Origin of the sequence: Phenylobacterium sp. (genome assembly GCF_046290725.1) — a bacterium.
Classification (GTDB): Bacteria; Pseudomonadota; Alphaproteobacteria; order Caulobacterales; family Caulobacteraceae; genus Phenylobacterium.
The window spans coordinates 13784-25970 of the sequence record NZ_JBKBUH010000001.1 but is presented as its reverse complement, the minus strand read 5'-3'; the positions used below and the strand labels follow the sequence as shown (position 1 = coordinate 25970).

The window sequence follows — 12187 nt, the reverse complement described above, 5'->3', positions numbered from 1 at the left end:
GCGCTCCGATTAGCCGCTCGCGCGCGCGCCGTCACCGCCCGCGACGACCCGCAGGTTGGGCGCGGGGGTGGGCTTCTCGCCGCGGATCTGGGCCACCAGGTCGAACAGGCCGGCGCGCACGGCGTCGACCTCGCCCCGCTGGGCGAGGGCTTCCAGCTCCATCAGGTGGGCGGCGGTGACGCGCAGGGCCGAGGCGGAGACCACCTCCATCACCTTCGGCGCGCAGGGAATCGAGCGCTCCGTCTCATCGAGCAGGGACTCGGTCAGCTTCTCGCCGGGGCGCAGGCCGGTGATCTCGATCTCGATGTCCTTGCCGGGCGCACGGCCGGAAAGCGCGATCATCTGGCGGGCCAGGTCCATGATCCGCACGGGCTTGCCCATCTCCAGCAGGAACAGGCGCGCATTGCCCTGGTCGCCCTCGGCGCTGGTGGCCGTGGCGTGCAGCACGAGCTGGGCGGCCTCCGGAATGGTCATGAAGAACCGTTCCATCTTCTCGTGCGTGATGGTGACCGGGCCGCCGCGGTCGATCTGCGATTTGAAGATCGGCACCACCGACCCGGCCGAGCCCAGGACGTTGCCGAACCGCACGGCCGCGAAGCGGGTGGCGCCGGGGCTCCACTGCTGGGCCTGGATGACGGCCTCGGCCAGCCGCTTGGTCGCGCCCATGACGTTGGAAGGGTCCACGGCCTTGTCGGTGGAGATCAGCACCATCTGGGCCGCGCCGCAGGCCTTGGCCGCCTCGGCCACGTTCCAGGTGCCGACGACGTTGGTCAGCACGCCCTCGCACGGATGGTTCTCAACCATGGAGACGTGCTTGAGCGCCGCAGCGTGGAAGACGATGTCCGGCCGCTCAGTGGCAAAGGCCTGCTCCAGGCGAGTGGGATTGCGCACGTCGCAGAGCACGGCGGCGCGCGACAGCGCCGGCCAGGTTTCGGCCAGCTCCCGGTTGATCTCGAAGAGCGAGGTTTCGGAGAAGTCCAGCAGGCTCAGGTGGCCCGCCTCGAAGCTGGCCACCTGACGGCAGAGCTCGGCGCCGATGGAGCCGCCGGCGCCGGTGATCAGCACGCGCCGGCCGCGGATCAGGGCGCCGACCGCCTCGCGGTCAAGCTCGATCGGCTCGCGGGCCAGGAGCTCCTCGACGCTGATGTCGCGCATCGGAACCAGGTTCATGCCGCCTTGGTGGGCCAGTTCGACAATGGAGGGCAGGCGCAAGAGGCGGATCCCGTCATTCTTCAGGCGGCCGAGTTGATCGGCGGTGAGCCCGCGCAGGCGGCCCGGCTCCTCCAGGAACAGGACGGCGCGCGGATAGCGGTTCCAGCGGCGCAGGTCGGCCAGGGCTTCGTCGAGCTTGGCCATGGATTCGATCACGCAGACGCCGCGCATCTGCTGGCCGACGTCGCGTGGGTCGGGGCTGACGATGCCGACCGGGGTCCAGGGCCGGTCGGGCCGCCGGCCGGCGTCGCGCAGATAGGTGTCGGCCAGGGCCGGCGGGCCGATCAGCAGCAGGGACGGCGCCTGGGAGGCGCGGTCGTGGGCGCCCTTCAGGGGCGCGAACGTCTCCAGCGCATGCTCGTGCAGCGCCCGGCGGGCGATCCGCGCGCCCATCGACCCCACCATCTGGAAGACCACCGCCATGGCCAGGACGGAACGGGGCAGGCCCTCCGCCCGGTCGATCACGAAGGCGGCGAGCAGGAAGACCCCGGCGGTGAGGATGGCCGTGCGGGCCAGCACCAGGGCGTCGGGTATCGAGACATAACGCCAGGGCGAAAGCTCGCGACGGAAGATGATGGAGAAGGTGGCGGCGAGGCCAGTATAGATGATCGCGTGCTGAGCCATTTTCAGGTCGGCGACGCTGTCGCCTCCGGCCTCGACCCGGGCCGAAGACAGCAGATAGGCGAGAACGAAAGCGCCCGAAGCGATCAGAGTATCCGCGACGATGGTCTGGGCTCGATGGGCCATCTGCTCCATGAGTCGCGTGCTCCGCTCACTGTCCGGCTGCAACATAGACGGCGCGAAGGCGCCGTCCAACGAATCTGCAAGGCGCGAGGTTCTAAACCCACACTTGGCCATTTTTTGGCGACGGTGGGAACTTTCTGCGAATTCCTTCAAAAGCTTATAACGGTTAGAATGAAGAAAGCCGCCCCGTCGCCGGGGCGGCTTTCGTACGTGCCGGAATGGCCCGTGCTTTAGAATTCGGCCTTCAGGCTCAGCACCACGCGGCTTTCATAGATGTCGCCGAAGGAGTGCTCGTCGGTGTCGTGGTAACGCAGGTCGAAGCCGACGATGTCGTTCAGGGCGTAGGAGACGCCCAGGTTCCAGGTGTTGTAGTCGCCCGGGCCCTTGATCTGCTGGCGGCCTACGGCGCCCGAGATGCTGACCTTCTCGGCCACCGGAACCTCGCCGTTGAGCTCGACATAGTTGGCCGGGCCCGTGGCGCCGAAGAAGTCGTCGGAATAGTAGAACGCCGCGCCGACCGTGGCCGGGCCGACCGGAACCGAGCCCGCGACCTTCCACTCGATGAAGTCGTAATGGGAGCCGGAGGGCTGGTTCATGTAGCCGTAGTAGATGACGCCGAGGTCGAGGCTGACAGGGCCGACCTGGGGCGTGACGCCGGCGTAGAGGTCGTATTCGCCCTTGGTGCCATCGTCGAAGTCGACGTTGGAGACCCAGACGCCGGCATAGCCGACGCCCCAGAGCGTGGTGTCGATCCCGCCGAACACCTGGAAGTTTTCGTCGGTCTGGCTGACGCCGCGGAAGGCGTAGTCGGTGGCCGCGCCGAGGTTGAACGAGAAGTCGAACACTTCCTGCGCGGAAGCGGCGCCGGTCATGGCCACAGAGGCGGCGGCGGCGAGAAGACTGATTTTCAAGGCTTTCATTTCGTTTATCCCCATTTTCTCCGATCAGGCTCGGCCGACCGACGTCCGGACATCGCCATGGCGGCGTCCGGCAGATCAATCCGAGCCGAACCTGCGGTGGGGCGTAGCTACGCCGTGTTCGAACTTTGTGCGTTAACGGAGCGCGGCGCCCCGTTTTTAGGCGCCGACCTGTGCCTTCCGCGCAACGGCCAAGCTTGGCTCAGCGAGGGCCTGCTCCATTGTTCAGGTGAGTCCCGGCGTCCACCAGCAGGGTTTCGCCGGTCACATGCCGTGAGGCCGGCGAGGCGAGGAACACGGCCGCAGCGGCCACGTCCTCGGCCGTGGAGGCGACCTTGAGGGGCGCGCCGGCAGCCGCGCTCGCCCGCACCCGCGCCGCGCCGTCCTCGCCGGCCCCTTTCACGAACCAGGGCGTGTCGATGAAGCCGGGGCAGATCGCATTGACCCGGATCTTCGGCGCCAGCGCGCGGGCGAGCGAGAGGGTGAGGATGTTCATCGCTCCTTTCGAGGCCGCATAGGGCACCGAGGAGCCGATGCCGAGGATGCCGGCGATGGAGGAGGTGTTAACCACCGCGCCCGGCTGCGGCGCAGCCTCGAGCAGGGGCCGCAAGGCGCGGATCATCTGGAAGGCGCCGACCACGTTGACGCCGTAGATGCGCAGGAAATCCTCGGCCGCCACCGCCTCCAGATCGGCATGGTTGGGCGCGAACTTTGTGACTCCGGCGTTGTTGAACAGCGCGTCGACCCGGCCGAAGGGCTCGGCCGCCCTGGCGACGGCGCGGCAGTCTGCGTCGGAGGCGACGTCGCCCTGGGCCAGCACCGTCTTGGCGCCCTTCGCCTCCACGAGTCGGGCGGTCTCCTCGGCCTCCTGGGCGCTGCGGGCGTAGTTGACGATCACCGCGGCCGCCCCGCGGCTTGCGACTTCGATGGCGATCGCCCGCCCCAGACCGGTGGACGCCCCGGTCACCGCCACGACGTAGTTCTCGAAATCCCTGCCGCTCACACCCGTCTCCTCCGCTTCGATTTGCGGCGATTGATAGCGGCTGGCGCAAGTTGCCGCAAAGCCGCCTGGCGGCTATGGCCACGGAATGGACGAAACCCAACTGACCCAGCTCGGCCGTGAAGTCCGCGGCTTTTCGAGCCCCGAAGAAGCGGTCCTGGAACGGGTTCCCAACCCGCAGAAGGACAGCCTCTACCTGGCGCGGTTCACCGCGCCGGAGTTCACCTCCCTCTGCCCCGTGACCGGGCAGCCGGATTTCGCGCACCTGGTGATCGACTATGCGCCGGGCGATTGGCTGATCGAATCGAAGTCGCTGAAGCTCTATCTGAGCGCTTTCCGAAACCACGGCGCGTTCCACGAGGACTGCACGGTGGCGATCGGCCGCAGAATCGTCGAGGTCGCGCAGCCCCGCTGGCTGCGGATCGGCGGTTACTGGTTCCCGCGGGGCGGCATACCGATCGACGTCTTCTGGCAGACCGGCCCAGCGCCCGAAGGCCTGTGGATTCCGGATCAGGGCGTGGCGCCTTACAGAGGTCGCGGCTAAGGCGCGCGGCGCTATTCTGCTTTCGAAAGGGCAGCGAGGGCAAATGGCCGCGCGTCAGGTGGAAGCGCCCAAGTATTCACATCGAAAGCGATGCGGATCGTTCCGCGGGGCGCCGGATCACGCTCGCGTGATGGTGGCGGCGGACAGCAGGCCGCAGGGCCGTCGACTAGTCGACCCCGGCCATATGTGTTAATAACCTTGTCGCCCAACTCTCCTCGGGCGTGTCACTATCAGGCCGGGCGGCGGAGACGTCGCCCGGCCGTCGTGTTTTTCGAAGGGCTCAGGCCCGCCAGGTGCTGATCAGGGCCGCAGAATCGGGGCGTTCGCGCTCGAGCGGCGGCTCGGCGGGCGTTCCGAGCAGCATGAACGCCGCCACCCGTTCCTCCGGCTCCAGGCCGAGGATGGCGCGGGCCTCGGCGTCATAGGCGTACCAGTCGGTGATCCAATTGGCCCCATAACCCATGGCCTGGGCGGCGAAGAGCAGGGTCGTCGCCACTGCGCCGGCGGACAGGATCTGCTCCCACTCGGGGATTTCGTGTGGCCGCGGGCGGGCGACCACGGCCACGGCGAAGGGCGGGACCTTGAGCTTGGCGAGCTTGGCGGCGGCCTTGGTCTCGCCGCGGGCCAGCGCCAGGGCCTCCAGGCGGGCGGCGAAGGCGGCCTTCTCCTCGGCCGGCAGCAGCACGAACCGCCAGGGCGCCAGCTTGCCGTGGTCGGGGACCCGGACGGCCAGCCGGAGCATGGCGGCGACCTCCTCCGCATTGGGGCCAGGCGCCTGCAGGGTGAGCGCCGGGGTCGAACGCCGGCGGGCCAGGAACTGCAGCACCTCCGGGCAAGGCGCCTGCTCGACGGGAGCGCCGAAGGCGGGGGGCGGCGGGAGAAGATCGGTTGCGGCGGTCAAGGGCGTGGCCCTTTCTTTAGGAAAGAGGTCAGGGGTCGCTGTTATCGGGGCGTCGAGGCCGTTTCGCAAGGCTAGTTGAGAATATGTCGCAAAAACCGGACTGGCTGGCGCCGCACGGGCGGCCCTGGACGCGTGGCGAAGTCCGGTGCGTCTACGACAACCCCTGGATCCGCGTGACGGAGGAGACGGCGCTCGCCCCGACCGGCCAGCCGGCGCTCTACGGCGTGGTGTCGTTCAAGAACCGGGCCCTGGCCGTACTGCCCCTGCACGACGACGGGTCGGTGGTGCTGGTCGGCCAGCAGCGCTTGCCGCTCGGCGACTACAGCTGGGAGATCCCGGAGGGCGGCGGGCCCATGGCCGAGGATCCCCTGGACGGGGCGAAGCGGGAACTGCTCGAAGAGACGGGGCTTGCGGCCTCCGAGTGGCGTGAGGTGTTGCGGATGCAGCTTTCCAATTCCGTGACGGACGAGGTGGCCGTGGGCTTCCTGGCGCTGGGCCTGGCCCAGGCGGCCGAACCGGAAGGCGACGGAACGGAGGATCTGGCCGTCGTGCGCGTCCCGTTCCGCGAGGCGTTGGATGCGGCCATGGCCGGACACATTCAGGACTCGCTGACGGTGGCGATGTTGTTGCGGGGCTACCATATGGCCCGTGAAGGGCTTTTGCCGGACGCTCTGGCGCGCGGCATGATAGGATGAGGGAGCCGCCATGGGACGGGAGGAGCCTGTGAGCCAACGCCTTGAAGTCATCGATCCGGCCGTCCCGCCGCCGGTATGGGCGAGTCTGCGCATGGAGGCCGAACGGGCGGCGAAGGCCGAGCCGGCGCTCGCCTCGCTGCTCAATGCGGTGATTCTGAGCCACGAGGACCTGGGGGCGGCCCTGTCCTACCAGCTCGCCCGCAAGCTGGGCGACCAGGAGCTTCGGGCGATGAGCCTGCGCGAGCTGGCCGACGCGGCCTATCGCGCCGATCCCCGACTGGTGAGCGTGGCCGAGGCCGACCTGAAGGCGGTGTTCGAGCGCGACCCGGCCTGCAAGGGCTATGTGCAGCCCTTCCTGTTCTTCAAGGGGTTCCAGGCGCTGCAGACCCAACGGGTGGCCCATTGGCTGTGGAACCAGGGGCGCGAGACCATCGCGCTTTATCTGCAAAGCCGGATGAGCGAGGTGTTCCAGGTGGACATCCACCCCGCCACCCGGATCGGCTCAGGCGTCTTCATCGACCATGGCACCGGCATCGTCATCGGCGAGACGGCGGTGATCGGCGACGACGTCTCGCTGCTGCAGGGCGTGACCCTGGGCGGCACGGGGGCCGAGCGCGGCGACCGCCACCCGAAGATCGGCAGGGGCGTGCTGCTGGGCGCGGGCGCCAAGGTTCTCGGCAATATCGTGATCGGCGACTACGCCAAGGTGGCCTCGGGTTCGGTAGTTCTGAAGCCCGTGCCGGCGCACTGCACGGCGGCTGGCGTGCCGGCGCGGCTGGTCAACTGCCCGACCTGCGACGAGCCGGCGCGGAAGATGGACCACACCCTGGCCGATGCGGTCTACGACTACGTCATTTGACGCCATCTGACGGTTTCCTCGGGCGTCCCGAGCCGCTAGGTTCGCGCGCCTGTTGAATCGAGGAGCCGGCCGTGGACGAAAAGACCATCCGCAAGATCGAAGGCTACCTCCGCGGCGCCTTCGCCAACGCGCGGATCACCCTGGCCCCGCGGCCCAAGCAGAAGGATTCCGCCGAGGTCTATATCGGCGAGGAGTTCATCGGCGTCGTCTATCAGGACGAGGACGAGGACGGCTCCTTCATGTTCGAGATGGCGATCCTCGCCGAGGACCTGCCTTAGCCCTCGAGCCCGTCGCCGCCCGATCCGCGATCTTCAAGACGCCTGAAGCCCAAGAAAAAGCCCGGCTCCGAGGCGGTTTGCGGAGCCGGGCGCGAGTTCGACTGGAGACCCGCGTTCAGAGGACGCCGAGCATTTCGGCGACCAGGGGGTGGCGGACGATATCGCGGTCGGCCAAGCGGACGACGGCGATGTTGTCGACGGCTTCGAACTTCTCGGCCACGGTCGCCAGGCCCGAGAGCTCCGGCAGCAGGTCGGACTGGGCCGGGTCGCCGGTGACCACCATGGTTGAGTGCCAGCCCAGGCGGGTCAGCAGCATCTTGAGCTGCACATAGGTGCAGTTCTGCGCCTCATCGATCACGACGAAAGCGTTGTTGAGAGTGCGGCCGCGCATGAAACCCACCGGCGCGATCTCGATGGCGCCCTCGGCCATCAGGGCGCGCACCCGCTTCATCGACAGGCGGTCGGACAGGGCGTCGTAGAGCGGGCGCAGATAGGGCGCGAGCTTGTCCTCCATCTCGCCCGGCAGGAAGCCGATGGATTCGCCGGCCTCCACCGCCGGTCGGGAGAGCACGATGCGCCCGACGCGGCCGGCCTCCAGCGCCTCCACGGCCTTGGCGATGGCCAGATAGGTCTTGCCGGTGCCGGCCGGGCCGAGGGCCAGGACGAGATTCTTCGCGTCGATCGCCTCGATCAGGGCCTGCTGGCCCTGCGACTTGGCCTTGATGGTCTTCATATAGGCCTGGTCGCGGTCGTCATTGTAATGGGGCAGGGGGGACCAGGCGCGATCCACAGGCAGACGGCGCACTTTTCCGTCGTCCTCGAACTGGCGGGCGTCGAACGCGCCTTCGCGCAGTTGCCGCTTCAGAGCTCGCTTGGTCATGAAGGCCTCCATCGGGGCAAGAAAAAAGGGCGAGGCCGGAATGGCTCGCCCTTGAGGGTCGGCAAATTCTGGAGGGGGCGGCGGTCTCGCGCGCGGCGGCCCGGCGGTCCGCTGTTCGGAACTGATCCAGGCGGGGGACCCCGCCGAGGCCAACGCGACAACCCCAAACTCCGTCACACGGCAGGCCGGACGCCGATGATCGACGCCTGGCGGGACGCAGGAAGGCTTTCGCCCCCTCGAATCGCCCGACTAGAATGATGCTAGTCGTGCTTTATGAACGGTTAAATGCGGCATTCGCTGCAAGAAACGGGGTGTGCGGATGAGTGTGTATAACTTGGGCGATGTGGCGCCCGAGCTGCCTGGAGAAGACGAATACTGGATCGCGCCGACGGCCGCCGTGATGGGCCGCGTGATTCTGAAGAAGAACGCTTCGGTCTGGTGGGGCGCCACGCTTCGCGGCGACAACGATCCCATCGTGGTTGGCGAGAACTCCAATGTCCAGGACGGCAGCGTGCTGCACACCGACTCCGGCTCGCCGCTCACCATCGGCGCCAACGTCACCATCGGCCACATGGTGATGCTGCATGGCTGCACCATCGGCGACGGCTCGCTGGTGGGGATCGGCTCGATCGTTCTGAACGGGGCGAAGATCGGGAAGAATTGCCTGATCGGCGCCAACTGTCTGATCACCGAGGGCAAGGAGATCCCCGACAATTCCCTGGTCATGGGCGCGCCGGGCAAGGTGGTTCGCGAGCTCTCGCCGGAACAGGCCCGCATCATGGCCGCCGGCGCCATGCACTATGTGGAGAACTGGAAGCGCTACCGGCGCGAACTGAGGCCGGCGGGCTAGGCGCGCCGGAAACCCGGAGCAGGACGGGGGGGGGGGCATACGGATGATCTTCTGGATGGCGGGCGCGGCGGGACTGGCCGTCGCCTATCTCCTGGGCTCCACGCCCACCGGCTATCTGACCGGGAAGCTGCTCAAGGGAATCGACATTCGCGAGGTGGGCTCCAGGTCCACCGGTGCGACCAACGTGTTGCGCACGCTCGGCATGTGGCCCGCCTTGGCGGTGCTGCTGGTGGACCTGCTGAAGGGCGCGGCTGCGGTGGGGTTTGCGGGCTGGTTCTATCCGTGGCTCTACACCCTCGGCGCCCCCGCGCCCCCGGTAGGACTGGACGCGCAGACGCTGACGCCCTGGGCCGTGGCCCTGGCGGGGCTCGCCGCCCTGGTCGGGCACGCCCGCTCGATCTGGCTGGGCTTCACCGGCGGCAAGTCGGCGGCGACGGGGTTGGGCGTGCTGCTGGCGATGTCCTGGCCCGTCGGCCTGGGCGCTGCGGCGGTGTTCGGCGCGGTGGTGGCGACGTTCCGGATCGTGTCCCTGGGCTCGATCCTGGGCCCCTTGGCGGCCATCGCGCTGATCTGCATCCTGGACCACCCGACGCCCTACCGGCTGCTGGTGATCGGCGGCGGCCTCTACGTGATCGTCCGTCATCGCGCCAATATCGGACGGCTGCTGGCCGGGGTGGAGCCGCGCCTGGGGCGAAGCGGACCCGGCCCAGCTTGACGGACGTAGCGGCGCCTCGCCAGCGTCCCGCGGACAACGATGGGAGGACGCCATGGGCTACGAGTTCATCAAGGTGGAGCGCGAAGGGCCGGTCACCGTCTTCACGCTGAATCGGCCGGACGTGATGAACGCCCTGCACTCGCCGGCCCACTTCGAGCTGCACGAGGCGTTCGACGCCTTCGCCGCCGACCCGGACCAGTGGGTGGGGATCGTCACCGGCGCGGGCGAGCGGGCCTTTTCGGCCGGCAACGACCTGAAGCATCAGGCGATGGGCGGCTCGATGACCTCCCCGCCGTCGGGTTTCGCGGGGCTGACCTCGCGGTTCGACCTGACGAAGCCGCTGATCGCCGCGGTGAACGGCGTGGCCATGGGCGGTGGATTCGAGATCGCGCTTGCCTGCGACATCATCATCGCTTCTGAGACCGCCACCTTCGCCCTGCCAGAGCCGCGGGTGGGCCTGGCGGCGCTGGCCGGCGGTCTGCACCGGCTGCCGCGGGCCATCGGGACCAAGCGGGCGCTGGGCATGATCCTGACCGGCCGCCGGGTTTCGGCGCAGGAAGGCTACGAACTCGGCTTCGTGAACGAGGTGGCGGCGCCGGGCGAGCTGATGGCGGCGGCCCGCCGGTGGGCCGCGCAGATCGCCGAGCTTTCCCCGATGTCGATCCGAGCCTCCAAGGAGGCGGTCTACAAGGGCCTCGACGAGCCGACCCTGGAGGCCGCGATCAAGGGCCAGAACCGCTATCCGGCGGTCGCCGCACTCTTCAAGTCCGAGGATTTCGTGGAGGGGCCGATGGCCTTCGCCCAGAAGCGCGCCCCGCAGTGGAAAGGCCGGTAGGGCGTCTACAAAGATGACGCCGGCGTCATTCTTGCGCTTGATTTATGTCAGGCGATCCGGCCAGTGTTCGGACAACTAAACAGCGTTCAGGGGACGGCGACGCCATGGCTCAGTACGACTATGTGATCATCGGGGCGGGTTCCGCCGGGTGCGTGCTGGCCAACCGGCTGACCGAGGATCCGAACGTCCGGGTGCTGCTGCTCGAGGCCGGCGGCAAGGATTCCTCCATCCTGGTGAAGATGCCGGCCGGCGTCGGCGCCCTGATCGGCAAGCAAGGCCCCTACAACTGGGGCTTCTGGACGGAAGAAGAGCCCAACCTCGACAACCGCAAGCTCTGGTGGCCGCGGGGCAAGGGGTGGGGCGGGTCCTCGTCGATCAACGGCATGATCTATATCCGCGGCCATGCGCGGGACTACGACCAGTGGCGGCAGATGGGCCTAGCCGGCTGGTCCTATCGGGACGTGCTGCCCTATTTCAAACGCTCGGAGACCTTCGAAGGCGGCGCCGACGACTGGCACGGCGGCGAGGGACCGCTCTACGTCTCCAAGGCCTCGACGCCCAACCCGATCTATTTCGCCACAGTCGAGGCGGGGAAGCAGGCGGGGCACCCTGTCACCGCGGACTTCAACGGCTTCCAGCAGGAGGGCTGGGGCCCATATCAGCTCACCATCCGCGACGGCCAGCGCTGGAGCGCGGCGCGGGCCTACCTGCATCCGGCCCTTACCCGACCGAACCTCACCTGCCTCACCGGCGCGCGCACCAGCCGCATCGTGGTGGAGGACGGCCGTGCGACCGGCGTCGAATATGTGGACGCGAAGACCGGCCAGAAGACGGTGGTCGCGGCCGGTCGCGAGGTCCTGCTCTGCGCCGGGGCCGTGCAGTCGCCGCACATCCTGCAGCTGTCGGGGATTGGCGATCCGGAGGAGCTGCAGAAGCACGGCGTTCCGGTGGTCCAGGCGCTGAAGGGCGTCGGCGCCAACCTGCAGGACCACCTCGACGTGACCATGTCCTGGGAGTGCCCCCAGCCGATCACCGCCTATTCCCTGCGCAGGGGCCTCGTGAAGACCCTGCTGATCGGCATGAACTACGCCTTCTTCGGCAAGGGCATGGGGCGCCAGCAGTTCCTGGAGTCCGGCGCCTTCCTGAAATCGCGCCCCGATCTCGATCGGCCGGACCTGCAGATCCACACCGTGCTGGCGGTGATGCAGGATCACGGCAAGGTCCAGGTGGAGAAGGACGGCTTCACCTTCCACGTCTGCCAGCTGCGCCCCGAAAGCCGCGGGCGGGTGGGTTTGAAGTCGGCCGATCCGACCGCCGACCCGGCGATCTTCGCCAACTACCTCTCGGCCGAGGAAGATCGCCGCGCCCTGCGCGAAGGCGTGAAGATGATGCGCAAGGTGGCGGCCCAGCCGGCGCTCGACCCCTATCGCTCCGAAGAGCTGTTCCCGGGCAAGGACGTGGAAAGCGACGAGCAGATCGACGCCTGGATCCGCAAGCACGCCGAGACGATCTACCACCCGGTCGGCACCTGCAAGATGGGGACGGACGAGATGGCCGTGGTCGACGCCGAGCTGAAGGTGCGCGGGATCGCCGGCCTGCGCGTGGTGGACGCCTCGGTCATGCCGACCCTGGTGGGCGGCAACACCAACGCCCCGACCATCATGATCGCCGAGAAGGCCGCCGACATGATCCGCGGCCGCGCGGCGCTGCCGGCGGAGGACGCTCCGGTGCACGAGGACGCGCAGCAAGCGGCCTGA

General features: G+C 68.3%; 13 protein-coding genes. 8 read left to right on the top strand and 5 right to left on the bottom strand.

Going from position 1 to position 12187, the window contains the following annotated elements; translation table 11 throughout:
• Positions 1–9: 9 nt before the first annotated feature.
• From ACK41C_RS00130 to ACK41C_RS00120, 3 genes are all read right to left on the bottom strand, one after another.
• Positions 10–1959: a polysaccharide biosynthesis protein gene (locus ACK41C_RS00130; protein WP_409648839.1), complete on the bottom strand. Its 1950-nt coding sequence runs from the start codon at positions 1957–1959 to the stop codon at positions 10–12.
• Positions 1960–2186: 227 nt separating this feature from the next.
• Positions 2187–2876 (bottom strand): TorF family putative porin, encoded by a 690-nt coding sequence (locus tag ACK41C_RS00125; protein WP_409648836.1) that lies wholly within the window; start codon positions 2874–2876, stop codon positions 2187–2189.
• Positions 2877–3075: 199 nt separating this feature from the next.
• Positions 3076–3876, bottom strand: coding sequence for an SDR family NAD(P)-dependent oxidoreductase (locus ACK41C_RS00120; protein WP_409648834.1), 801 nt, complete (start codon positions 3874–3876; stop codon positions 3076–3078).
• Positions 3877–3961: 85 nt separating this feature from the next.
• On the opposite strand from ACK41C_RS00120, the gene queF reads away from it, so the two are divergent.
• Positions 3962–4417 carry a preQ(1) synthase gene (queF, locus tag ACK41C_RS00115; protein WP_409648830.1) on the top strand — a complete coding sequence of 152 codons (456 nt, stop codon included), beginning with the start codon at positions 3962–3964 and terminating at the stop codon, positions 4415–4417.
• 280 nt (positions 4418–4697) lie between these two features.
• On the opposite strand, the gene ACK41C_RS00110 is transcribed toward queF, so the two are convergent.
• Positions 4698–5318, bottom strand: a complete 621-nt coding sequence (locus tag ACK41C_RS00110; protein WP_409648827.1) for a nitroreductase family protein — start codon at positions 5316–5318, stop codon at positions 4698–4700.
• 83 nt (positions 5319–5401) lie between these two features.
• Here ACK41C_RS00110 and ACK41C_RS00105 point away from each other — a divergent pair, with 83 nt between their 5' ends.
• The 3 genes from ACK41C_RS00105 to ACK41C_RS00095 all read left to right on the top strand — a co-directional run bounded on the left by ACK41C_RS00105 (position 5402) and on the right by ACK41C_RS00095 (position 7150).
• Positions 5402–6013: an NUDIX domain-containing protein gene (locus ACK41C_RS00105; RefSeq protein ID WP_409648824.1), complete on the top strand. Its 612-nt coding sequence runs from the start codon at positions 5402–5404 to the stop codon at positions 6011–6013.
• Positions 6014–6041: 28 nt separating this feature from the next.
• Complete coding sequence (gene cysE, locus ACK41C_RS00100; protein ID WP_409648821.1) at positions 6042–6872, top strand: serine O-acetyltransferase; 831 nt, start codon at positions 6042–6044, stop codon at positions 6870–6872.
• A 71-nt stretch (positions 6873–6943) separates the two neighbouring features.
• Positions 6944–7150, top strand: a complete 207-nt coding sequence (locus ACK41C_RS00095) for a DUF3126 family protein (protein ID WP_409648818.1) — start codon at positions 6944–6946, stop codon at positions 7148–7150.
• A gap of 115 nt (positions 7151–7265) precedes the next feature.
• Here ACK41C_RS00095 and ACK41C_RS00090 read toward each other — a convergent pair whose 3' ends face one another.
• A complete protein-coding gene (locus ACK41C_RS00090; RefSeq protein WP_409648816.1) occupies positions 7266–8042 on the bottom strand; it encodes a PhoH family protein in 777 nt (258 codons plus the stop codon).
• A gap of 307 nt (positions 8043–8349) precedes the next feature.
• Here ACK41C_RS00090 and ACK41C_RS00085 point away from each other — a divergent pair, with 307 nt between their 5' ends.
• From ACK41C_RS00085 to ACK41C_RS00070, 4 genes are all read left to right on the top strand, one after another.
• Positions 8350–8880, top strand: a complete 531-nt coding sequence (locus ACK41C_RS00085) for a gamma carbonic anhydrase family protein (RefSeq protein WP_409648813.1) — start codon at positions 8350–8352, stop codon at positions 8878–8880.
• A 43-nt stretch (positions 8881–8923) separates the two neighbouring features.
• Entirely contained in the window at positions 8924–9595 is a 672-nt protein-coding gene (gene plsY / locus ACK41C_RS00080; RefSeq protein ID WP_409648810.1) for a glycerol-3-phosphate 1-O-acyltransferase PlsY, read from the top strand.
• A 52-nt stretch (positions 9596–9647) separates the two neighbouring features.
• Positions 9648–10430 carry an enoyl-CoA hydratase-related protein gene (locus tag ACK41C_RS00075; RefSeq protein WP_409648807.1) on the top strand — a complete coding sequence of 261 codons (783 nt, stop codon included), beginning with the start codon at positions 9648–9650 and terminating at the stop codon, positions 10428–10430.
• Between the two features lie 104 nt (positions 10431–10534).
• The gene (locus ACK41C_RS00070) at positions 10535–12187 is read left to right on the top strand and encodes a choline dehydrogenase (RefSeq protein ID WP_409648804.1); all 1653 of its coding nucleotides are present in this window, start codon (positions 10535–10537) and stop codon (positions 12185–12187) included.